21 protein-coding genes are annotated in these 21193 nt (G+C 35.8%); 5 read left to right on the forward strand and 16 right to left on the reverse strand.

The window, feature by feature from the left end:
- Window positions 1–387: 387 nt before the first annotated feature.
- Both tssD and BOQ64_RS05110 read right to left on the reverse strand, forming a co-directional pair.
- The gene (gene tssD, locus BOQ64_RS05105; RefSeq protein WP_129058146.1) at window positions 388–795 is read right to left on the reverse strand and encodes a type VI secretion system tube protein TssD; all 408 of its coding nucleotides are present in this window, start codon (window positions 793–795) and stop codon (window positions 388–390) included.
- A gap of 209 nt (window positions 796–1004) precedes the next feature.
- On the reverse strand, window positions 1005–1700 hold the full coding sequence (locus BOQ64_RS05110; protein WP_129058145.1) for a VIT family protein: 696 nt from the start codon (window positions 1698–1700) through the stop codon (window positions 1005–1007).
- 341 nt (window positions 1701–2041) lie between these two features.
- On the opposite strand from BOQ64_RS05110, the gene lgt reads away from it, so the two are divergent.
- A complete protein-coding gene (lgt, locus tag BOQ64_RS05115; RefSeq protein WP_129058144.1) occupies window positions 2042–2878 on the forward strand; it encodes a prolipoprotein diacylglyceryl transferase in 837 nt (278 codons plus the stop codon).
- Window positions 2879–2951: 73 nt separating this feature from the next.
- Here the strand turns inward: lgt and BOQ64_RS05120 are convergent, their stop codons facing one another.
- On the reverse strand, window positions 2952–3707 hold the full coding sequence (locus BOQ64_RS05120; RefSeq protein ID WP_129058143.1) for an SDR family oxidoreductase: 756 nt from the start codon (window positions 3705–3707) through the stop codon (window positions 2952–2954).
- Between the two features lie 691 nt (window positions 3708–4398).
- On the opposite strand from BOQ64_RS05120, the gene BOQ64_RS05125 reads away from it, so the two are divergent.
- Window positions 4399–4827 carry a cold shock domain-containing protein gene (locus BOQ64_RS05125; RefSeq protein WP_047096384.1) on the forward strand — a complete coding sequence of 143 codons (429 nt, stop codon included), beginning with the start codon at window positions 4399–4401 and terminating at the stop codon, window positions 4825–4827.
- A 122-nt stretch (window positions 4828–4949) separates the two neighbouring features.
- Here the strand turns inward: BOQ64_RS05125 and BOQ64_RS23030 are convergent, their stop codons facing one another.
- From BOQ64_RS23030 to queG, 9 genes are all read right to left on the reverse strand, one after another.
- Window positions 4950–5117, reverse strand: a complete 168-nt coding sequence (locus BOQ64_RS23030) for a bacteriocin-like protein (protein ID WP_164975756.1) — start codon at window positions 5115–5117, stop codon at window positions 4950–4952.
- 181 nt (window positions 5118–5298) lie between these two features.
- The gene (locus BOQ64_RS05130) at window positions 5299–6741 is read right to left on the reverse strand and encodes a TolC family protein (protein ID WP_129058142.1); all 1443 of its coding nucleotides are present in this window, start codon (window positions 6739–6741) and stop codon (window positions 5299–5301) included.
- Entirely contained in the window at window positions 6722–9844 is a 3123-nt protein-coding gene (locus BOQ64_RS05135) for an efflux RND transporter permease subunit (protein WP_129058141.1), read from the reverse strand. The genes BOQ64_RS05130 and BOQ64_RS05135 overlap by 20 nt, the downstream gene beginning before the upstream one ends.
- 28 nt (window positions 9845–9872) lie before the next feature.
- Complete coding sequence (locus BOQ64_RS05140; RefSeq protein ID WP_129058140.1) at window positions 9873–10961, reverse strand: efflux RND transporter periplasmic adaptor subunit; 1089 nt, start codon at window positions 10959–10961, stop codon at window positions 9873–9875.
- Window positions 10962–11020: 59 nt separating this feature from the next.
- On the reverse strand, window positions 11021–11353 hold the full coding sequence (locus BOQ64_RS05145; protein WP_129058139.1) for a hypothetical protein: 333 nt from the start codon (window positions 11351–11353) through the stop codon (window positions 11021–11023).
- Window positions 11354–11691: 338 nt separating this feature from the next.
- Window positions 11692–12144, reverse strand: coding sequence for an SRPBCC family protein (locus BOQ64_RS05150; RefSeq protein ID WP_129058138.1), 453 nt, complete (start codon window positions 12142–12144; stop codon window positions 11692–11694).
- A 30-nt stretch (window positions 12145–12174) separates the two neighbouring features.
- On the reverse strand, window positions 12175–12528 hold the full coding sequence (locus tag BOQ64_RS05155; protein WP_129058137.1) for a hypothetical protein: 354 nt from the start codon (window positions 12526–12528) through the stop codon (window positions 12175–12177).
- 34 nt (window positions 12529–12562) lie between these two features.
- On the reverse strand, window positions 12563–13240 hold the full coding sequence (locus BOQ64_RS05160; RefSeq protein ID WP_410494468.1) for a TIGR02117 family protein: 678 nt from the start codon (window positions 13238–13240) through the stop codon (window positions 12563–12565).
- Between the two features lie 366 nt (window positions 13241–13606).
- On the reverse strand, window positions 13607–14545 hold the full coding sequence (queG, locus tag BOQ64_RS05165) for a tRNA epoxyqueuosine(34) reductase QueG (RefSeq protein ID WP_129058383.1): 939 nt from the start codon (window positions 14543–14545) through the stop codon (window positions 13607–13609).
- A gap of 101 nt (window positions 14546–14646) precedes the next feature.
- Here queG and BOQ64_RS05170 point away from each other — a divergent pair, with 101 nt between their 5' ends.
- From BOQ64_RS05170 to BOQ64_RS05180, 3 genes are all read left to right on the forward strand, one after another.
- Window positions 14647–15852, forward strand: a complete 1206-nt coding sequence (locus BOQ64_RS05170; RefSeq protein WP_129058135.1) for a tRNA modification GTPase — start codon at window positions 14647–14649, stop codon at window positions 15850–15852.
- Between the two features lie 76 nt (window positions 15853–15928).
- Window positions 15929–16228, forward strand: a complete 300-nt coding sequence (locus BOQ64_RS05175; protein WP_129058134.1) for a rhodanese-like domain-containing protein — start codon at window positions 15929–15931, stop codon at window positions 16226–16228.
- Window positions 16229–16255: 27 nt separating this feature from the next.
- Window positions 16256–16873, forward strand: a complete 618-nt coding sequence (locus BOQ64_RS05180; protein WP_129058133.1) for a hypothetical protein — start codon at window positions 16256–16258, stop codon at window positions 16871–16873.
- A 422-nt stretch (window positions 16874–17295) separates the two neighbouring features.
- Here the strand turns inward: BOQ64_RS05180 and BOQ64_RS05185 are convergent, their stop codons facing one another.
- The 4 genes from BOQ64_RS05185 to BOQ64_RS05200 form a co-directional block, all read right to left on the reverse strand.
- A complete protein-coding gene (locus tag BOQ64_RS05185) occupies window positions 17296–18063 on the reverse strand; it encodes an alpha/beta fold hydrolase (RefSeq protein WP_129058132.1) in 768 nt (255 codons plus the stop codon).
- A gap of 35 nt (window positions 18064–18098) precedes the next feature.
- On the reverse strand, window positions 18099–19088 hold the full coding sequence (locus BOQ64_RS05190; RefSeq protein ID WP_228448161.1) for an NAD(P)H-dependent flavin oxidoreductase: 990 nt from the start codon (window positions 19086–19088) through the stop codon (window positions 18099–18101).
- Window positions 19089–19148: 60 nt separating this feature from the next.
- Window positions 19149–19649 carry a hypothetical protein gene (locus tag BOQ64_RS05195; protein WP_129058131.1) on the reverse strand — a complete coding sequence of 167 codons (501 nt, stop codon included), beginning with the start codon at window positions 19647–19649 and terminating at the stop codon, window positions 19149–19151.
- 98 nt (window positions 19650–19747) lie between these two features.
- A complete protein-coding gene (locus BOQ64_RS05200; RefSeq protein WP_129059651.1) occupies window positions 19748–21115 on the reverse strand; it encodes a peptidylprolyl isomerase in 1368 nt (455 codons plus the stop codon).
- Window positions 21116–21193: the final 78 nt, after the last annotated feature.

Genomic DNA, 21193 nt, shown 5'->3' on the forward strand with positions numbered 1-21193 from the left:
AAATACTACCCAATCTTTTGTAGGAAATCAGAAATGCTTTTGGATATTTTATCTGTGCGCCGTTTTCATCAATTGAATACCCCCCTTTCAAAGTGAATTTATTAAACTGGTGAACATTAATAGTTGAAAGGGAATTAAACTTAACCGAAAGCAATCAGATCGAATGCTCATCCATTACCTTACAGGAAATTTCAGATTCTATGGGGATTAACATCGAGTGGCTAAAACATGAAAGAAATTCTTATTATGATCAATATGAATGGTATGTGAAATTAAAGGATTATTTCCTAAGATGTGATCTTTCCAAACCTTGATGATTATGAACAAAAATGGTATATCCAAAGCGGATATACCATTTTTATATAATGATTATAAGGGATTGAATTCCTATGCTGTAGGCCAAGCTCCGTGATAAGCAGAGTTTCCTAGATCAATTTGTTCTGCACTTACAACAAAAGTGATATACATACTGTTTTCATCCACTGCATCGAAATCTACTTCGTGCTGGATTACATAACCGTTCTGCCACTTTAAAGTTGTTAATGTTCCTTCCTCGTGAGATTTGTTGAAGGTAATTTCTCCCACTGTAGGTTTGTACTTTCCGTTCAGTAAGCTTTCCAGAATGTCTGATTTATCAGTAGCTTCAACTGTAATTTTGATTAGTGCATTAGAAGGATCTGATGCTACACGTCCTGATACATCTGTAGATCTTGATACGCTGTAGTTAAGTTTCAATAATTTTTGTCCTTCTCCGTTGTTGAATTTTAAAATTCCTCTTGAATTTCTTTCTGCCATGATCGTAAATTTTAATCGTTAATATTGTGTGATTTATTGTTTTATATCACCAAATATAGATCTATTTACAATAGGACAATGCAATTTAATTGGAAATTTCAAAAAGTGTAGTACTTTTACGACTAACAATCGTTAGGTTTATTTCAAATTGAAAATCATACACTTACTACCCCAAACCTTCTATGATATTACATTAAAAATATTCCAGATCAGGATACATTCACTCCGAAAAGATGTCCTACCAACGCAGTAATTCCCATGGCTACTGTTCCCCAGAAACAGATTCTAAGCACAGCTATTTTAATACTGGAACCACCTGCCCTGGCAGAAATAGCTCCTAAAAGCATCAGAAATATAATGGAAAAACCGTATTGAAAGTAAACCATTTGCTTGATAGGTGCTAAAAGAGATACTGTAAATGGCAGGAGTGCCCCAACTGCAAATGATCCGAATGAAGCAATTGCTGCCTGCAAAGGTTTTGCCTGAGTAATTTCATTAATTCCAAGTTCATCACGGGCATGGGCTTCCAGTGCATTGTGCTCGGTAAGCTCAATAGCAACCTGCATTGCCGTTTCCTTTGTACAGCCTCTTCTTTCGTAAACCTTAGCCAGTTCCCGAAGCTCTACTTCCGGCATTTCTTCAAGTTCCCGCTGTTCCCGAATCAGATCTGCTTTTTCCGTATCTTCCTGTGAACTTACTGAGACATATTCTCCGGCAGCCATAGACATAGCCCCGGCAATCATTCCGGCCAGAGCAGCCAGAATAATCATATGTCGCTCCGGTTCTGCTGCTGCAACACCTATAACAATACTTGTGGTGGATAACAATCCGTCATTGGCTCCTAAGACAGCTGCCCGAAGCCAGCCTACCCTGTTTACATAATGTTTTTCCAGTTGATGATGCATATTATAAATTTCTGTGTTGGTGTTATTTTTAAACAGAGAGAAAGGATAGTGAAATAAAAAGATATGTGATGAATTTTCTCCAACATCTTAATTTCATTTTGGTATACAATAAAGCTTCTCTCAAACTCTATTTAAAGTTATAAAATGTTCAGTCAAGAATCATTTTAAATTATCATCTGTTTTTATGATAAAAAACAGTATCTATTTTACCTGTTTATGATAGTAAGAAAATTTCATTTAAAACACTAGATATCAAAACATAAGACATCAAAACTTTAGCTTTATCACCTAAAAATCCTATTTTACTATCTTTGCATCCGTAAAATCCGATAACAATACCAATGAGTTTATTATATATCAACTGGGATGTAAATCCTGAAATCGTCAATATTTTAGGTGTTTCCGTTAAATACTACGGCCTGCTATTTCTTTCAGGTCTTGTTTTATGCTTCAATATTTTAAAAAGCATCTATAAAAAAGAAAATCTAAGTATACAGGCACACGAAGCTTTATTTTCGTATGCTCTTATCGGAATATTAGTGGGTGCCAGATTAGGACACTGCATCTTTTATGATTTCGATTATTACTCCCAACATCCGCTGGAAATCTTCTTACCTATTCAGAAAGGACCGGATGGTTCTTATCATTTTACCGGTTTCGCTGGGCTTGCAAGCCACGGTGGTGGAATCGGATTGATGATTATGCTTCTGATCTATGCCAGAAAGTTTAAAATTCCATTAATGACTGTTTTGGATGCTATTGCTATTGTCCTTCCATTGGCTGGTGTTTTCATCAGACTTGCCAATCTTATGAATTCTGAAATCATCGGAACGCCAACTCATGTTCCGTGGGCTTTTATATTCCATCAGGTAGACAATCTTCCGAGACATCCTGCTCAGCTTTATGAGGCCATTTCTTATTTGATTATTTTCCTTCTTGTTTATCTTATTTACAAAAAAGACATCTTTAAAATTGGAAAAGGATTCTATTTCGGAATCAGTATTCTTTTAATCTTTATCATGAGAATCCTGATTGAATTTATTAAAGTAGACCAGGTAGAATTTGAGCATGGAATGAGCTTAAACATGGGACAGCTTCTGAGTATTCCTTTTGTTATACTGGGACTTTTCTTCATTATCAAAAGTATATTGGAAAAGGGGAAGATGAAAACCTCATAGGACCTCACTAAAAAAAATAAAAACTCACTGAAAACAACTTTCAGTGAGTTTCTTTTTTTAAATACAGTTTAAATTATCTTGTTGTATATCCACCATTAGCAAAAATGGTTTGCCCAGTAATCCACCAACCGTCAGTTACCAGGAACTCTACTAATGGAGCAATATCTTTGATATCGGTAAGTCCACCCAATGCAGATGCTGATTTGTGATAAGCCACCGCATCATCTGTTTCCTGGCCATAGAAGAACGGAGTATCCATCGGGCCAGGTGCTACAGCCGTTACAGAAATTCCTCTGGCTCCAAACTCTTTAGATGCAGCTCTCGTAAAATGCTCTACCGGTGCTTTTGCCCCTGCATAAGTAGAATACAATCCTGTATAGGCAGCCAGTAATGAAGTGACAATCGTACAGATCTTACCGTGGTCATTTATCTTTTTACCCGCTTCCTGTAAAAAGAAGTAAGCTGATTTTGAATTCACATTGAACATGGTATCATACTCTGCTTCCGTAGTTTCTGAAAATGGCTTTTTCAGTACCATTCCTACTGTATTGATTGCAATATCCACTCCTCCAAAACGGGAAATCGTTTCATCAAAAAACTTAGCGATAGTATCTACTTTGGTAAGGTCTCCCTGAAACAGGAATGCTTCAGCACCTAATGACTGTACTTCTGAAAGTGTTTTTTCACTCTCTGCTCTTGAACTTTCACTGTTATAATGTATAGCCAGTTTTGCTCCTTTGGCTGCAAAATCTCTGCTCAGTAATCCGCCCAGGTTTTTACCTCCCCCAGCTATTAAAACAACTTTTCCGTTTACATCTTGTGTTGACATTTTTTTAATTTTTTAATTGTTGATGAAACAAAGGTGAGCAATAAAAGTGGTCTCAACATGGTGAATTTTTCGGGAATTTCAGGTGTAATTGATTTTGAATCTAAAAAATATTCAAAATTTACATAAACACAATTATTTCAATATCCTATTATTTACCAGACAGATAGAGCTTGAATCCAGTTTCAAATATTAAACAGACGCTTAACTTTTCCATTTAAAGTGAGTTTTAGGCACAGCATTTGATACTTACCCACCCGTATTAACACACACCATTTCATTCTTAATATATTTTTTTAAATCCTCAGCTTACTGAGGATTTTTTGTAAAAACTATTCAATACAGCTTTATTCTCCTGTAAATAAGAGCATCCGGGTTGATTTTAGCAAAAACCATTTCTGATAATCAATCATTTAAAAACAGGTTTATTCATTTTATTATTGTATATTTGCATATTATTAACCAAAGTCACTACTTTGTTTTCTGTAACGACTTAGAATATATATTCAGTCTTTGCTTTTTGAGCAGCCATATTTTTAACTTTTATTTTTCTACCCAGAACAATACTTGTCGGAATTTTAAAGCTCTGTATGATTAGGAAACCCCACAACAGGAAACATCGACGGGCTTTAAGGTCTAAGGCAGACCAGAGTGAACAATACAATTTATAGAAACTAAATACTAAAAATAATTTATGGCAGATTCTTTTTCTAAAAAGGAAAATTTCAAGAAAAAAATTCAAAAGCAAAAAGAAAAAGCGCTAAGACGCGAAGAACGTAAAACGAACAACAACAAAGGTAAGGACATGGAGGATGTCTTCATGTACGTAGATGAATTCGGAAGATTAACTTCTACTCCACCAGAACAAAGACAGGAGGTAAACCTTGATGATATTCAATTGGGAGCTGCTCCTATTATTGAAGAAGATCCAAGAAAAACAGGTATTGTTACTTTCCTTAGTGAAAAAGGATATGGTTTTATTACTGAAGATAACTCTAAAGAAAATATCTTCTTCCACAATAATAACTGTGTAGAACCGGTAAAAAAAGGAAACAAAGTTTCTTTTGAAAAGGAAAAATCTCCAAAAGGATTTTCTGCTGTTGAGATTCAGATTGTTAAATAAAATAAACAGATTCTGCATTATACTGCAGATATGCTTTTACATTATACAGAAAGAGACCGTCTTAAAGACCGTCTCTTTTTTTATTAATTAAGGACTCAAAGTTGAGCTCTTGTTTTACAGACTTAGATTCTAACACAAACACATGGGCAGCCATCTGTAAACTCAGGATCACAATATTCAATGCTGTAACATCTTAACTGTGTTTTCGGTCCACATTTAGGATAATCCATAATTCCACCACCTTGTACAGCTTTCAATTGCTCTCTTGAGACTTTTTTCAAATTTTTCATAGTTAAATAGTTTTTATTGAGGTGTAAATATAAGAATATTCCATTAACAGAGAATTATTTAACAAAGGTTTATAATTGTCATTTAATCAAAAGAAGCTGCCTCGCAGTTGAGACAGCCTCTTTCTTCGTCGTAAAAAATAAAAATGGTCGGTTTACAAAACCGAAAAAGTAATTGATTATTCTAATTCAGGTTTCCGCCTAAAGCTTTAAACAACAGAACATTATTTCTGGTATTCTGATGCTGGAACTGTAACAGATCCAGTTCCGCTGTCAGTTTACTTTTCTGTGAGTTAATCAGTTCAAAATAATTAGCGTACCCTGTCAGATACAGATCATTGGAAACTTCCACTCCACGGTCCAGAAAACCTACTTCTTCTGATTTTAACTTTAAAACCCTTTCATAGATTTTTGTCTGTTTCAAAATAGACTGAAGCTCATTGAATGCCGTAGTAATACTCTTCTGATAATTTAAAAAGGCAATCTCCTGCTCTTTGCTGGCTACTTTAAATTCATATTTCAACTGACCTTTATTAAAGACAGGAACCATTAATCCTCCTAAGAGCTGCCCTGCCAATGAGCTTGGTTTGAAAAGGGTTTCCACAGAAAAAGAATTCATTCCAATTCCCGCTCCAAGGTCAATTTTAGGATAAAAAGCAGCTCTTGCGGCCTTTGCATCTGCCTGAGAAGCTTCCAATACATAATAATTGGCTGCCACATCCGGCCTTGCATGAATAACCGCTTCTACATTGATGGTCTTGTTTAAAACATCAATATTAGTGGGCATCAGCGTTTTTCCACGTTTCACATCTCCACCATAGCTTCCCGTTAATGTTGTAATGGCCTGTTCAACAGTTACAATCTCTACTTTGATGTGTTCAATTTCTGCCAGCCAGTTGTTATTCTGTGCTTTGAACTGTTGCACTGCAAGCTCTGTAGCTTTTCCTACTTCACGCTGTGCCAGAACAATTTCAAAAGCTCTCTGCTGAAGGTTGTAGTTCTTCTGATAAATTGCCAGACGGTTATCTAAAGCCACCAACTGATAATACAGGTTGGCAATATCTGTAAAAAGTTCTACCTGAAGCAGTCTCAATCCTTCTGTAGAAGCCAGATATTTCTTTTGGGCAGCAAGTTTTTTATTTTTCAACTTACCCCATGCATCAATTTCCCAGCTGCTTCTTGCCCCCAGCCAATAATTGGGAGTAAAGTCGCGGTTGATTTTCTGTTCTTCGGTAATATTGGGAGAAAGGTTGGTATCATAATTCCCTACTCCTTCCATCGTATATTTTCCGTAGCGGTTTCCACTCACCTCTGCTCCTACTTCAAGGGATGGTAAAAGATCCATTTTTGATCTCTGCAGAAAGCTGTTGGCAATTTCCACTCTTTGCTGTGCAATCTGAAAATCCGGGTTGGCCTGTACTACTTTATTAAAAAGTTCCAATAAATGAGCATCTGTAAAATAAGCTTTCAGATCAAGCTGCTGGAATTCTCCCGAGCTGGTAGTTTTAGCCGGCATTTCCGGCAGTGTCTGCGCTTTTTTGATCTCAGCAACTTTTGGAACAGCGCATGAAACTAAGCTTAAGGCTGCTATTCCATACAATATATGTTTATGATTTAATCTTATCATCTTTCTTCTTATTTTCAAGTTTTGCAAAGAATATATACAACCCTGGAATAACCACCAATCCGAAGATGGTTCCTATCAGCATTCCTCCTGCTGCCGCCGTACCAATGGAACGGTTACCAATTGCTCCTGCTCCGGATGCAATACACAATGGAATAAGCCCAGCCACAAAAGCAAAGGAAGTCATCAGGATAGGTCTCAGACGCTGTCTGGCCCCTTCAATGGCTGCAGGAATAATATCATAGCCCTGTTTATTTCTGGCTACTGCAAATTCTACAATCAGAATGGCATTTTTAGCCAGCAATCCTATCAGCATGACCAATGCAACCTGCGCATAAATATTATTATCCAGTCCTGCCAGTACCAATGCGATATAAGATCCGAAGATTCCTGTCGGAAGGCTTAATAATACAGGCATCGGAAGAAGGAAACTTTCATATTGCGCCGCTAATAAAAGATATACGAACAACAGACAGATCAGGAAAATATATACGGTCTGATTTCCTGATAAGATTTCTTCCCTTGTCATCCCGGACCATTCAATATCGAAACCTCTCGGAAGTACTTCTTTAGCTACGCGTTCCACAGCAGCAATGGCATCACCTGAGCTGTAACCGTCTGCAGGTTCTCCGTTAATCATGGCAGACATATACATATTGTACCTCGTCAGTACTTCAGGTCCATATACTTTTTCAATCGTAATAAATGTTGAAAAAGGAACCATTTCCCCTTTATCATTTTTCAGGTATAAATTCAGGATGCTTTCAGGTGTGTCCCTATGTTCCGGACTTGCCTGAACCATTACTTTATACATCTGGCTGAAACGGATAAAATTGGTAGCATAATAAGATCCCAGCATGGTTTGCAATGTGGACATGGCATTGTCTACAGATACTCCTTTTTTCGCAGCCATATCATAATCTACATTAATCATATATTGCGGGAAAGTGGCATCAAAACTGGTAAAGTTGTTCTGAATTTCAGGAGCTTCGTTCAGTTTTTTAACAAAATCCTTGGTAATCTTATCGGTATTTTCGATAGTTCCCCCGGTTCTGTCCAGTAAACGTAACTCAAAGCCACTGGTATTTCCAAACCCAGGAACAGTTGGTGGTGCAAAGATCTCAATTTGGGCATCCGCAATTCCTTTTGTCTTTTCTGAAAGTTCGGTAATCAGATCATTAACCGAAATGGATCTTTCTTTCCAGTCTTTAAGGTTAATCATTGCCATTCCATAAGATGAACCGGCAATTTCCGTTACAATACTGTATCCAGCCAAAGTAGTTACGTTTTCAACTCCTTTTATTTTCTTGGCGATTACCGTTACTTCATCCAATACTTTTTCTGTTCTTTCTACGGTTGCACCCTGCGGAGTGGTTACACTTACATATACCATTCCCTGGTCTTCCATAGGAATAAATCCGGTTGGAAGGAACTTACTGGTTACAAAAGTCAATCCGATAAACAGGAATAATAAACCAAAAGTAACTGTGGTTCTTGTGGCAAATTTTGATAAAATTCCTACATAGCCATTGGTCAATCTTTCAAAACCTGTATTGAAGCTTTGGAAAGCTCTGTCCATGATTGTTTTCTTTTTATTGTGATCATGAGGTTTTAAAATAATAGCACACAATGCCGGAGTAAGCGTCAATGCATTCACCCCAGAAATAACAATACTGATAGCCAGCGTTAATGAAAACTGACGGTAAAATACTCCTACCGGACCATCCAGAAACGCCACCGGAATAAATACTGCAGACATTACAATCGTGATCGCCACTACTGCTCCAGCAATCTCCTTGGTAGCACTAATGGTAGCATCCATTGCATTCATCCCTTCTTCCATTTTTACATGGACGGCTTCTACGACGACAATCGCATTATCTACCACAATACCGATAGCCAGTACCAAAGCAAATAGGGTTAATAAGTTTACGGAGAAATCCAGCATATTCATAAAGGCGAATGTTCCCACCAATGCTACCGGAACCGCCAATACAGGAATCAACGTGGAACGCCAGTCCTGAAGGAAAATAAACACCACAATCCCTACCAGAATAAAGGCTTCGATAAGGGTTGTTAATACCGCACTGATAGAAGCATCAAGGAATCTGGATACATCGTACGCCATATTGAATTCCATACCCGGTGGGAATGAAGTTCCTTTTAACTCTTCCATTTTAGCTTTTACGCTTTCAATTACTTCAGAGGCATTGGAACCAGGACGCTGCTTCATCATAATAGATGCAGAAGGTCTTCCGTCTGTTTTGGAAACCATTCCGTAGTTCATCGCTCCAAATTCTACCTTAGCAATATCTTTAAGTTTCAGAATTGTTCCGTCTACATCAGATCTGATGGGTACTTCTTCATATTGCTTAGGCTCAAAGAATTTCCCTTTATATTTGATAACATACTGAAGCTGACTGGAAGTTTTTCCTGACGTTTCCCCTACTTTTCCCGGTGCTGCCGAAATATTCTGTTTTTGCAAAGAAGTAATGACTTCATCTGCTGAAATATTATAGGCTGCCATCTTCTGCGGATCAAGCCACACCCTCATTGAGTATTCTTTCTGACCCATAATTTCAGCACGCCCTACTCCATCAATACGTTTAAGTTCCTGAAGAACATTAATGTCCGTAAAGTTATAAATGAACTGCTCATCCTGACTCGGATCTGTACTCGTAATATTGAGGTACATCAGCATACTGTTCACCTCTTTTTCAGTAGTTACCCCAGCACGGATTACTTCTTCAGGAAGTTCATCAAGGATTGTTGTAACCCTGTTCTGAACGTTTACTGCTGCTACATCCGGATCTGTTCCTACCTCAAAGAAAACCTGAATCAGGGTAAGTCCGTCATTGGAAGTTACCGTTGACATATACGTCATTCCAGGTACACCATTGATAGCTCTCTCTAGCGGAAGTGCAACTGCATTGGCAGATACTTCTGCATTGGCACCTGTATATTTAGCTGTTACCGTTACTGAAGGCGGTACAATATCCGGGAATTGGGTAATCGGCATCTTTAATAATGCCATAATTCCCAGCAATACAAATAATATGGAAATAACTAACGAAAGCACCTTTCGTCTTATAAACATCTCTACCATAATAAGTTGATTTAAAGATTATGAAAGGTTAATACTTCTTTTTGATTTTAATAATATCACCATCCTTTAGGGACTGAGTACCTTCATAAATGATTAAATCTCCTTTTTTAAGACCGCTTTCCACCATATAGGAATCTCTCAGAGTAGCTCCGATCTTGATGTTTGTCATTTTCACCTTATTCTGCTTATCTACGACAAAAACATAGGTTTTATCCTGAATGGAGAATGTAGATTTTTGCGGAATAAGAATGGCATTATCCTGATTTTCGGAAATGATCAGCTTTCCTGAAGTACCGTGCTTAATCAGACGGTCAGGGTTCGGGAAAAGGGCTTTATATCGGATAGATCCTGTAGTTCTGTCGATTTCTCCTTCAGCAGTCTTTAAAGCTCCGTTAAATTGATAATTTACTCCGTTGGGAAGAGTTAATTCAATCTTTTGATGATTTCCGATCTTGTCATTAGCCAAAAGTTCAAAATAAAGGTTTTCCGGAATGGAGAAGTAAGCGTACACCTCATTAAGCTGGGATAATGTTGTTAATAAAGCTCCGTTTTCTACCAAACTTCCGTCTTTATGAGGAATAACATCTATTACTCCATCAAAAGGGGCTGTAATCTTTGTGAAACTGATTTTCTGAAGTACTGTTCTTCTTTCGGCATCTGCAAAAGCGTGTTTCGCCTGAGCGGAAGAAAGTTTAGCCTTCACCATTTCAAGCTCATTATTGGCCACAAATTTTTTAGCATGAAGACTCTGGATCTGCTTCAGTTCCACTTCAGCGATGCGGACATCAGCCTGGGACTGTTTTAAAGCTGCATTGGCTTTTAAAAGTTCCATCTGTAACTCAGCATCATTAATTTTAAATAATGGCTGCCCTTGGTGAACAAACTGTCCTTCATTCACATAAATATGTTGAATAATTCCACCAATTCTGGAACGCATTTCCACATTTTTCTTAGCCTGAATATCTGTTACAAACTGATTGCTTACCAAGGTATCTTTTTCCTTGATTTCCAGTACGGGAACTTCTTTCTCTTTTTGATTGTTTTTTTTCTTGTCTTTATTGCATGACACTGCGAATAATATTGCAAGACTGCAAATTATTACATTTTTAAAATACATTTCTAAATGTTTAGGTTATAAAATTTTCGTTAAAATAATCTGAAATTCAATAACTTAAACTAGTACAACTGGAGAAGATGGAGAAAGGATTTTACTCCACAAATAATGGAAATAGCAATATCCGGAAGTATGATTTTCGGAGCAATTTTTAAGGCTGCTGAGAAATCCCCTACTACAGGATCGTCTTTACGAAGTGAGTGTTTTACAATTTTAGAAGCAGCAGGCAACGCATGCGTGTTCATATCCGCTTCTTCGTAAACATCCAGCAAATGAATATTACTTAAATGGGGAACGTGAGGTATATTCTGTAATGATGTTTCTGCCCAATTCGAATTGAAAAGGGTAAAAACCATAATGATATAAAAATAGAAAAGTGACCTCAGACCTGCCATGTCAATCAGAATACTTAGTTTTTTGTAAAAACAATAGTGCTGCAAAAATAGGAAAATTTGCTGGAGTTATTGCCTTTTAACTGTTAAAAAAACTTAAACAATGCCGATAAAATCACGTTTTTTGGATAGCTAATAAAATTCTTTCTCCGTCAGAATGGCAAAGCCCATATTTATTTTTCATCTCGCAGATTGAGCAAATCCGGCAGATAATAATTCTATAAAATCTGCGTAATCCGCATAATCTGTGGGAAATTATTTTGAGATTCTTCCTTCGTCAGAAATCGAAGATTTGGCGTAGTCAATGACAAACTACAAGTAATACAAATACCTCAAAATTTTTAAAACAACCTGCTCAACACTCTGAAGCGATAATCAAAGATGTGCTCCAGTTTCTTTTTCACGAATAAAGAATGGGCAATTTCTCCTAGGAATCCCATTGGAAGTTCATAATCTATGGTATCTCTCATGAGAACACCTTCCTCATTTGGGATGAATTCATGATGATGGTTCCATAATTTGTAAGGACCTTTTCTTTGGAAATCGATGAAGCTTTTCTGAAAATCTACATGGGTAATTTCAGTCTGCCATTTCATTTTAATTCCAAATAATGGAGAAACGTAGTAATCGATGAGCATACCTTCATAAATTTCATCATCTTTCATTTCCGTCAATACAATAAAACCCATATCCTTTGGGGTAATTTCTGAAAGGTTATTGGCTGAGGAAAAGAATTTCCATGCAGTTTCTAAATCACAGTGTAATTGTTGCTCGCGAAAAAGCTTATGTTTCATTTTGAATACTTAAAGGTTCGGAAGACTACTTCATTTACTTTTAGCACAATAATTTTGAAAATTATAAATTCCAAAATATCGGTTATATTTTAAATAAGTGGAGTCATTAAAAATATAGATAAAATTATTTTTATGCGTTGAAAGATCACTTACGGGAACTACTCTAAATTTTGTCTTTTTACCCAATAAGATATTCCTGCATTTTTCAGGATTATTATAATCTTTAAAAGCTTCAATAAAATCATTATTATCTGCTACTAAAATTTTCACTGTATCATTTTCATAAACTTTGACAATGGTTCGTTTTATTGTAAATTCCAAATGATGAGAATGACAGCTAAAACAAAGCAATCCAATTATAAGTAATCCAATTACATTTTTCATATTGGTTATATCTCCAGATTAAAACAGATCTATGCTATTTATAATGCTGGAAAATCCCAAAATCGGAAGGTGTCCAAAGGGCAGCTTTCTGCCCGGCTGCCTTCAGTGCATTATTCGACCATGTATTACAGGTATAAAGGAAGCTGTATGTTCCTCTCGCATCATAGAAAGCATCATTATCACCATATACTGCATCGGTAGGAATCAGCATGAATTTCCCGTTCTGATCTCTATCGAATTTGTCTTCTACAAATTTGACTAAATTTTGATACTGGCTTCTGCTGATCATAATCATTTTACAGTCTTCACCTTCTTTCATCTTATAATAATAAGTACAGTGCATTGCTGAATCGCTTAACCAAAAGGCAGCTTTCACGGCTGTTGAGAACTTCAGATCTGCCCAGGTAGGGGTATCCAGATAAAAACCTTTATCTCCCCATCCTATTCCGATATACTGATAATCTGTTTTCTTAGATCTTGTATCTGCAAAAGGAATCATAAGGCTCCAGTCCTTCAGATCATTTCTTACAGGCATTACAATATCTGTATGCACACCGTTGGTATAAATGTAAATGGGAATATCTTTCCGTTTACCATCATCTTTGGCAGAAACCGGAATAAACGGGATCAGCAGTCCCAGAAGAACATAAACAATTACAATTCCAAGGATAACTCCCAGAATTTTCAGTGTGTAGATTAATATGGTTTTCACAGTCATGTTTTTGAATAAAATTTAATACACAATTTTCCGTAAAAGTATTTGTTTTAATCGAAAAAATAGCTATATTTAATTACGAAATATTCACAAATATGCGTAAAAATACCAAATCCCAGAAAAGATTTAAAGTAAGAGTAAAAACTGCTCCAAAAAGAATACAAAAAAAACGTTGATTTTCGGTGAGATTCTAATCTCCTGAAGATCAATTTTTCTTTTAGGAAAAGGCTTTTCAGACAGTTTTTCTGTTTAAATCAAAACCTCTTTAGCATTGAAAATCTAAGGAATGGTCGATTATCAGCTTTTGTTTGGAAATTGAAAAATTTCCAAAGTAGGAATTATCACCAAATATTTAGACAAAAATCAGTCTGAAGACCGCTCTAAAAATTCAATATTTCTCTTCAGACCTGCAAATTTGGTTCTCTTCACAGGTGATTTCCTGAAGATCTCGGAGAAAATTTCCTGGGTAAGTTCTTTCCATTCTCCTTTCTTGAAGCTTTTCAGCGCTTCATTAGGCTTGAACCGGCTCTCTTTATTGGGTGCAGAAAATCGGTTCCAGGGGCATACATCCTGGCAGATATCACAGCCGAACATCCAGTCTTCCATTTTATTTTTGAAATGATCCGGAATTTCATTTTTCAGTTCTATTGTGGCATACGAAATGCATTTGCTTCCATCAATAATTTTTTCCGAAACAATAGCATCTGTGGGGCAGGCATCAATACATTTTCTACAGGTTCCGCAATGATCTGTTGTTTCATGATCGGCTATAAGCTCCAGATCGCAGATAATTTCTGCCAGAAAATAAAAGGATCCGTTCTGTTTTGTAATCAGATTCGCATTTTTCCCAACCCAACCAATTCCTGATTTTCTTGCCCAGCTTCTTTCCATCACTGGTGCAGAATCTACAAAAACCCTGAATCCGAATTCTCCTATTTCTTCCTGCAGTTCAGCCACCATTTCACGAAGGATTTCCTTGATGACTTCATGGTAATCTTCAGCGTAAGCATATTTTGAAATTTTAAAATTCTCAAGGATAGAAATCTTTTCTTCAGGAAAATAATTGTAAGACAGTGAAATTACAGATTTGGAGCCTTCCACCAGCAATCTTGGATCAAGTCGTTTATCGAAATGATTTTCCATATACTTCATTTCCCCATTAAAATTGTTTTTCAACCATTTTTCAAGGTGTGGAGCGTCCTCTTCTAAGAAATCTGCTTTAGATATGCCACAACTTTGGAAGCCAAAACTTTTAGCCTTGGATTTTATCAGTTCGGAATATTTTTCAGCACCAGCGTTCATTAATTTCACTTTGCAAAATTAAAACTATTTTATAGATTTACCGTTTTTAAAATCATTATCTAAAAAACGATCCAAATAAAGATAGGATCACCCTAATAACTATGAAAAAAATAAGTCTACTAGCTGGTCTTCTTGTATCAGGTATGTATTTTGCCCAAATTAAATTTGAAAAGGGTTACTTTATTGACAATTCCGGTGAAAAAAAAATAGTTTTAATAAAAGACATGGGTTGGAAAAACAATCCGGTAGATTTTGAATACAAGTCAGAGAATTCTTCTGATATTCAGAAAGCGAATATCAATAATGTAAAAGAATTTGGTATTGATGAGGGAGCGAAATACGTTAGAGCGAAAGTAATGCTTGATGTTTCATCCAAGGACCTGGCTTCAATGTCTGATAACAGAGAGCCTGAGCTTAAAGAAAATACTTTATTTCTTAAATATATTATAGATGGGAAAGCAGACCTTCTGTTCTATGAAAATGGAAATGGTCAGAAATTTTTCTATTCTTCAGAAAACTCTGATCCACAACCTCTCATTTACAAACCCTATTATGTAGCGGATTCTTCCATAGGATATAATGAAGATTATAAGAAACAGATTTTAGAAAATCTGAAATGTGGTATCGACAGTAAACAGTTGAATCATATTACTTACAGCAAAAAAGATCTGGCGAAAGTATTTACTCAATATAATAACTGTTCAGGAGCAGAGGTTATTAATTATGGAAAATCTGATACCAAAAAAGCACTGTTCCATCTCAGTATAAGACCGGGAATTAACTCTTCCAGCTTAACTGCTGAAGATCCGACTCAATATATTGAAACAAAATTTGGAAATTCTACGACTTTCAGAATCGGAGTAGAATTTGAATATGTTCTCCCTTTTAATAAAAACAAATGGGCTTTTTTCATTGAACCAACTTATCAATACTATAAAAAAGAATCGAAAACTGTTGCTGCTGAAGGATGGAATTTTAATTATAATTATGATGCTAACGTTGATTACAAATCGATTGAATTACCAATAGGACTAAGGCATTACTTCTTTTTAAATGACAAATCAAAACTATTTTTAAATGCAGCTTATGTGATGGATTTCAAGATGAAATCTTCGATGAAGCTTCAGTTTAATGATATGGATATAGAATCCAGAAATAATTTTGTATTTGGAGCAGGATATAAATATAACGACAGATTCAGTGCAGAAGTAAGAATAGGCACTTCAAGAAAAATTATTAGTGGTTACGGTAATTTCAATTCAGATTATAAAACAGTTTCTTTTATTTTAGGATATACTCTATTTTAAAAACAAACCTGATCGGATGTTTTCAAAAAAAAATTACGTAATTTCGTTTGAAATTTAATGTTTAAAACAAACAACTATGTCTTTAATAGAAGTAATACAATCTGGAAACTATGAATTAATTGACGTTCGTGAGCCAATGGAACTTGAAATGGACGGAAATATAGATGGTGCTAAAAATATTCCACTGGGTGAAGTAGAAGACAGACAGGAGGAGATCCTATCTATTGAAAAACCTGTAATCTTATTCTGCAGAAGTGGAAACAGAAGCGGAAAAGCATTGGAATATCTTAACGCTCAAGGGTTAAAGGACGGTCACAACGGCGGAGGCTGGGCTGAGCTGAAGGCTGTTCTTGAAGCAAACAGAGGAACTTTTTAAAAGTTCCTTTTTTTATACCTGATTATCATGAATCTAAAAGGTCAATTTGAACAGCTTTGTTTGTCTTTCACCAAAGATTTAGACTTAATCAATACTCTTTGGAAAGAGGTTGAAACAAAATATTCTGAAAGAGGCAGACATTATCACAACCTTCTGCATCTTGAAAATATGTTCAGGGAGCTTGAGAATGTGAAAGGTAGTATTTCTGGTTTTACCACCGTTTCATTTTCTGTTTTCTATCATGATATTATTTATAATGCAAGTTCTAAATCCAATGAGGAAAAAAGTGCTTTGAAAGCAGTGGAAAAACTTACTGAGCTGGGTTTACATCAAAATGATATAAACACTGTTTCTGATCAGATTCTGGCTACCAAGTTTCATCAGAAATCAGAAGATAAAGACACCAATTACCTTTTAGATGCTGATCTGTCCATTCTTGGAAAAGACCTTAACAATTACCTCGCTTATACCAGAATGATCAGAAAGGAATACTCCATTTATCCCGATCTTCTTTATAAACCGGGCAGAAAAAAGGTTCTTAAACATTTTCTGGAGCTTGACTGTATTTTTAAGACAAATTATTTTAAAGAAAAATATGAGTTACAGGCAAGGTCAAACATTGCAACTGAAATTCAGTTATTATAATTTAAAAAAAACAAAAGAGATGCAATATTGCATCTCTTCACACATTCATATCAAACAAACCATTTAATGATTCACATCATTAATTTTCACACCTACTAAAAACCTTATTTTCAAAAATAAAAAATATTATATCTCATTCAAGTGATATTTATTGTTTTTTTATTGTAATTGTCTGGAAGGAAACTAATAAAGAAGGCTATTAATGGTATACATTCTTAGAAGACATATTGTAAATAATTTCATTCGATTTTTTAGATGTAAAGAAATAATTTCAATTCATTTTTAATCAAATTTTACAGTAAGAATACACTATCATAAATATGCATACATATTGTACAACATGACTCAGTTATTGTAGACGACAATCTTTATCGTTTTATAAAAAAGCATCTTATATTCTGATAAGATGCTTTAATTTTATGCTATAATTTATTGATAAATTCAGATACTTTTGCTAAAACAAGTTCCGGAACTTCTTTATGTGGTGTATGCCCGACATCCGGGATAATATATTTTTCAGCTCTACCACTTACCTGAGTAACGGTTTTTTCCACCTGATCCAGCGTGCCGTATTCATCGGCTTCTCCCTGAATGAACAGAAGCGGGCAGATAATATCCTTCAAAAGATATTCTATATTCCAGGTTCTGTAATCATCACGGGTCCATGTTTCTGTCCAGGCTCTGAATAATGTTTCCACCTTATCTCCATGATACTTTTTCAGACGTTCCGGCAGATTGGTGGTTTTATAAGCTTCCCAGGCATCATAAACGCCTTTTAATGTCACTTCTTCCACAAAAATATGTCCTGCTTCACAAATAACAGCTTCTACCCTTTTCGGATATTTTGCTGCAGTGATTAAAGCAATTGTTCCGCCGTCACTGTGCCCGAATAAAATAGCGTTATCAACATGAAGTTCAGTCAACAGATCATTCAACAGATCAGCTTCCAATTCCATGTAATTCACAGGTCTTATGTAAGTAGGCATTGGATAAGATTTTCCATATCCTAAACGGTCATAGACAAGAACATTGTATTGTGTTGCTTCTGAGAGCTTAGCCGGTAAATCTCTCCAAAGCTTTACAGATCCAAGTGAATCATGCAGAAAGACAATAGTTGGCTTACCTTCAAACGAGTTATAGTATTCTGTATATAGTTTTTTCCCCTTTACATCAATGATTCTTTCCTCCATTAATTCAAATTATAATATTATGTCTCGTTCTGTTTTTAAAAAGAAGGCATTTTTGTTTCTTCAAATTCCTTCAGTAAATGATTAAAGACTACTTCTACAGGCAGAATATCATTAATCAATGCTGAAACCTGTCCTATTTCAAGCTCACCGTCTTCCATATCCCCTTCAAACATTCCACGTTTTGCTCTGGCTCTTCCTAATGATGCCACTAATGCTTCTTTATTTCTTCCAGCCTGATAGATATCTTCCAGTTCGTTAAAGAATTTATTTTTCACCATTCTTACAGGAGCTAATTCTTTCAGGGTAAGATGAGTGTCTCCTTCCTGAAGTTCAGTAATTTTCTTTTTCCAGTTCTCGTGAGCGCTTGCTTCTGTAGTAGCTGCAAAACGGGAGCCTATCTGTACTCCGTCCGCTCCAAGAATCATAGCTGCTTTCATCTGAGAACCTAAAGCAATTCCTCCGGCTGCAATTAATGGTTTTGAAATATGTTTTTTCACATTTGGAATAAGGCAGAATGTTGTGGTTTCATCTCTTCCATTGTGACCTCCAGCTTCAAATCCTTCAGCAACTACGGCATCTACACCTGCGTCTTCACATTTTACTGCAAATTTGGTAGAGGAAACTACATGAGCTACTTTTAACCCTTCTTTTTGTAAGGTTTCAGTATATGTTTTAGGGTTTCCTGCTGAAGTAAATACGATTTTCACTCCTTCTTCCAGAATAATCTGAATGATTTCTTCAATATTAGGATACAGCATCGGAACATTCACACCAAAAGGCTTATCGGTAGCCTGTTTGCACTTCTGAATGTTTTCTCTAAGGATATCAGGATACATACTTCCTGCACCTATTAATCCTAATCCACCACAGTTGGAAACCGCTGATGCCAGTCTCCATCCGGAATGCCAGATCATTCCTGCTTGAATTATCGGATATTTAATCTTAAAAAGTTCTGAAATTCTATTTTGGCTCGCCTGCATATCATGTAATTTTTTTGCCGAGTTGAAATCTATAAAATTGCTCATGCGTAAAAATACTAAAAACAAACATTATCAGGTGCTTCTATGAAATAAAAAAAGATAGAATTACTGTTTCTTATACTTTTCCAAAACCTTATCTATGATGGAGTTTATCTTCAGAAATTTTTGAGCCAGATTATATACATCTTCTTGTATGAAATCATTTTTCAGCTCTATCCACCCTTCCATTAAAGTAAGTGGTCCAAAATTAACACTCACATTAGGCCATTCTTTTTGATGCTTTAAAAATTCATTTCTGAAGTTTTTTGCAAAATCTTTACTGGCTATTTTGTAGCGTTTCAACTCACGAAGTTTTAAAGCATGGATATTATAGTAGATCCTTCCCTCTTCTATCGTTTTTTCATTTACCCAAATTGAAAAGAAAATTCTCCCAGAAGCTTCTTTCGGCAATTCTGCATCCCCATACCATTCTGATTTATACATCTTCAGAGCAACCGATTCAAGAACAGTATCAATGGATAGGTTCAAATGATCCTTATCCAATTTTTCTTTGGGAATCTCTCCTGCAGCCAAACGAAATTCATTAAGATAAAAAGCAGAATCCATTTTTTCAATTTTTGTAAAGGTATAAAATAGTCTGTATGGATTTATATTCATCATTGAAAGTAAAAAAAAAACCTTCAGAAATTCTGAAGGTTTTACTTTTATTTTTTGATTGATTCTTTCTTCCAGTTGGATTTGAAGTTACAGTTATCGTAACGTCCGTCTATGGAGATGAAAGTGGTAGGCAACTTAGAGTTGACAAATTTCTCAACCATTTCGTTTTTCTTTTTATTCAGTGCCATCTGCTTGATTCTGCTGAAGTCTGTTTCCAGAGTGATCTGGTGTGAAGGAATTACATCTTCTATTTTAATGATTTTTACAGCTTTTCTTCTATTTTCTTCATCTTCAAAAGCAGTAGTGATATCTCCTTTGTTCAGACCTGCCAATTCGTAGCTGATTGTACCAGGAATACTTTCTCTTTCAATTTTATCTGAACCGTCTCCACCAGGAATGATACCTGCATTGAACTTGGTTCTCTTGTCATCTGAGAATTTGAACGCTGCATCTTTAAACGTCATCTTTCCGTCTACAATTAAACCTCTGATGCTGTCCAGTTTTGCTTTCGCAGTTTTCATTTCTTCATCTGTAGGAGTAGCTTTCAAAAGAATGTGTCTCGCGTCATATACTTTTCCTGATCTCTTTAGTAACTGAATAATGTGGTAACCGAATTCTGATTCAATAGGATCTGAGATATCGTTTTCCTGAAGGTTTAATGCTGCAGCTTCAAACGGCTTCACCATCTGCCCTTTATTGATGTTTTTGTATAATCCGCCATTGGAAGCAGATCCTTCATCTTCAGAGTAAATTCTTGCCTGGCTTTCAAAAGTCTCACCACCAAGAATATCCTGCTTAATTTTTTTCAGTCTGTTGATAAGATCCTGCTTATGCGCTTCAGTTAAGGTAGGGTACATCATGATCTGAGCTAAAGTAACCTCATCTTTTACCTGCGGCAGCTGCATTTTATACATATTATAAAAGTCAGTAACCTCGTTAGGGGTAACGTCTGCTTTATCAGTAACTCTCTGGTATTTTGCCTGTCCGTAATATGTATCCGTATCGATTTTCTCGATAGCGTTTTTCATTTCGTAAGAATTTCTGAATTTATAAGCAGCTAATAATGCTTTTTCATCCGGAAATTGAGAAAGCAACTGACGGTATTTTTGATTCGCCTGCTCTTTAATTGCAGCAGAACGGTTTTCAATTAGCGTATCTTTTTTTGCTTCGTATACAAGAAGTTTGTTGTTGATAAGGTTTTCAAGGAACTCACATTTGTCTGTGTTACTAGCTCCCTGCTGTTTCCCATAATTCATCTGCTCCGTAACATCTGATTCCAAAACAATCTCATTTCCGATCACAGCAGCAATACCATCCACTAAATCTCCCGGTTTTAACTGGGCATTCATCATATTGGATGAAAAAATCATGATGAAAATCCCAAGAAGATAAGTGATTTTTAGTTTATTTGTCATTTTACTATTTTAACAAGTTGCAAATTTAGAATTCTTAACGAATTTCACTCAATTTTTTATTATAAATATTTCTTAAAA

Source organism: Chryseobacterium sp. CH25, assembly GCF_004119455.1.
GTDB lineage: Bacteria > Bacteroidota > Bacteroidia > Flavobacteriales > Weeksellaceae > Chryseobacterium.

Bases quoted from the DNA above. Each gene is read 5' to 3' on its own strand.
- BOQ64_RS05150 (WP_129058138.1), bottom strand. From the start codon at position 12,144: ATGAAACATAAGCTTTTTCGCGAGCAACAATTACACTGTGATTTAGAA.
- BOQ64_RS05180 (WP_129058133.1), top strand. From the start codon at position 16,256: ATGAATCTAAAAGGTCAATTTGAACAGCTTTGTTTGTCTTTCACCAAA.
- BOQ64_RS05130 (WP_129058142.1), bottom strand. From the start codon at position 6,741: ATGATAAGATTAAATCATAAACATATATTGTATGGAATAGCAGCCTTA.
- BOQ64_RS05175 (WP_129058134.1), top strand. From the start codon at position 15,929: ATGTCTTTAATAGAAGTAATACAATCTGGAAACTATGAATTAATTGAC.
- BOQ64_RS05120 (WP_129058143.1), bottom strand. From the start codon at position 3,707: ATGTCAACACAAGATGTAAACGGAAAAGTTGTTTTAATAGCTGGGGGA.
- BOQ64_RS05110 (WP_129058145.1), bottom strand. From the start codon at position 1,700: ATGCATCATCAACTGGAAAAACATTATGTAAACAGGGTAGGCTGGCTT.
- BOQ64_RS05125 (WP_047096384.1), top strand. From the start codon at position 4,399: ATGGCAGATTCTTTTTCTAAAAAGGAAAATTTCAAGAAAAAAATTCAA.
- lgt (WP_129058144.1), top strand. From the start codon at position 2,042: ATGAGTTTATTATATATCAACTGGGATGTAAATCCTGAAATCGTCAAT.
- BOQ64_RS05185 (WP_129058132.1), bottom strand. From the start codon at position 18,063: ATGGAGGAAAGAATCATTGATGTAAAGGGGAAAAAACTATATACAGAA.
- BOQ64_RS23030 (WP_164975756.1), bottom strand. From the start codon at position 5,117: ATGAAAAATTTGAAAAAAGTCTCAAGAGAGCAATTGAAAGCTGTACAA.
- BOQ64_RS05140 (WP_129058140.1), bottom strand. From the start codon at position 10,961: ATGTATTTTAAAAATGTAATAATTTGCAGTCTTGCAATATTATTCGCA.
- tssD (WP_129058146.1), bottom strand. From the start codon at position 795: ATGGCAGAAAGAAATTCAAGAGGAATTTTAAAATTCAACAACGGAGAA.
- queG (WP_129058383.1), bottom strand. From the start codon at position 14,545: ATGAACGCTGGTGCTGAAAAATATTCCGAACTGATAAAATCCAAGGCT.
- BOQ64_RS05135 (WP_129058141.1), bottom strand. From the start codon at position 9,844: ATGGTAGAGATGTTTATAAGACGAAAGGTGCTTTCGTTAGTTATTTCC.
- BOQ64_RS05200 (WP_129059651.1), bottom strand. From the start codon at position 21,115: ATGACAAATAAACTAAAAATCACTTATCTTCTTGGGATTTTCATCATG.
- BOQ64_RS05190 (WP_228448161.1), bottom strand. From the start codon at position 19,088: ATGAGCAATTTTATAGATTTCAACTCGGCAAAAAAATTACATGATATG.
- BOQ64_RS05155 (WP_129058137.1), bottom strand. From the start codon at position 12,528: ATGAAAAATGTAATTGGATTACTTATAATTGGATTGCTTTGTTTTAGC.
- BOQ64_RS05145 (WP_129058139.1), bottom strand. From the start codon at position 11,353: ATGGCAGGTCTGAGGTCACTTTTCTATTTTTATATCATTATGGTTTTT.
- BOQ64_RS05170 (WP_129058135.1), top strand. From the start codon at position 14,647: ATGAAAAAAATAAGTCTACTAGCTGGTCTTCTTGTATCAGGTATGTAT.
- BOQ64_RS05195 (WP_129058131.1), bottom strand. From the start codon at position 19,649: ATGGATTCTGCTTTTTATCTTAATGAATTTCGTTTGGCTGCAGGAGAG.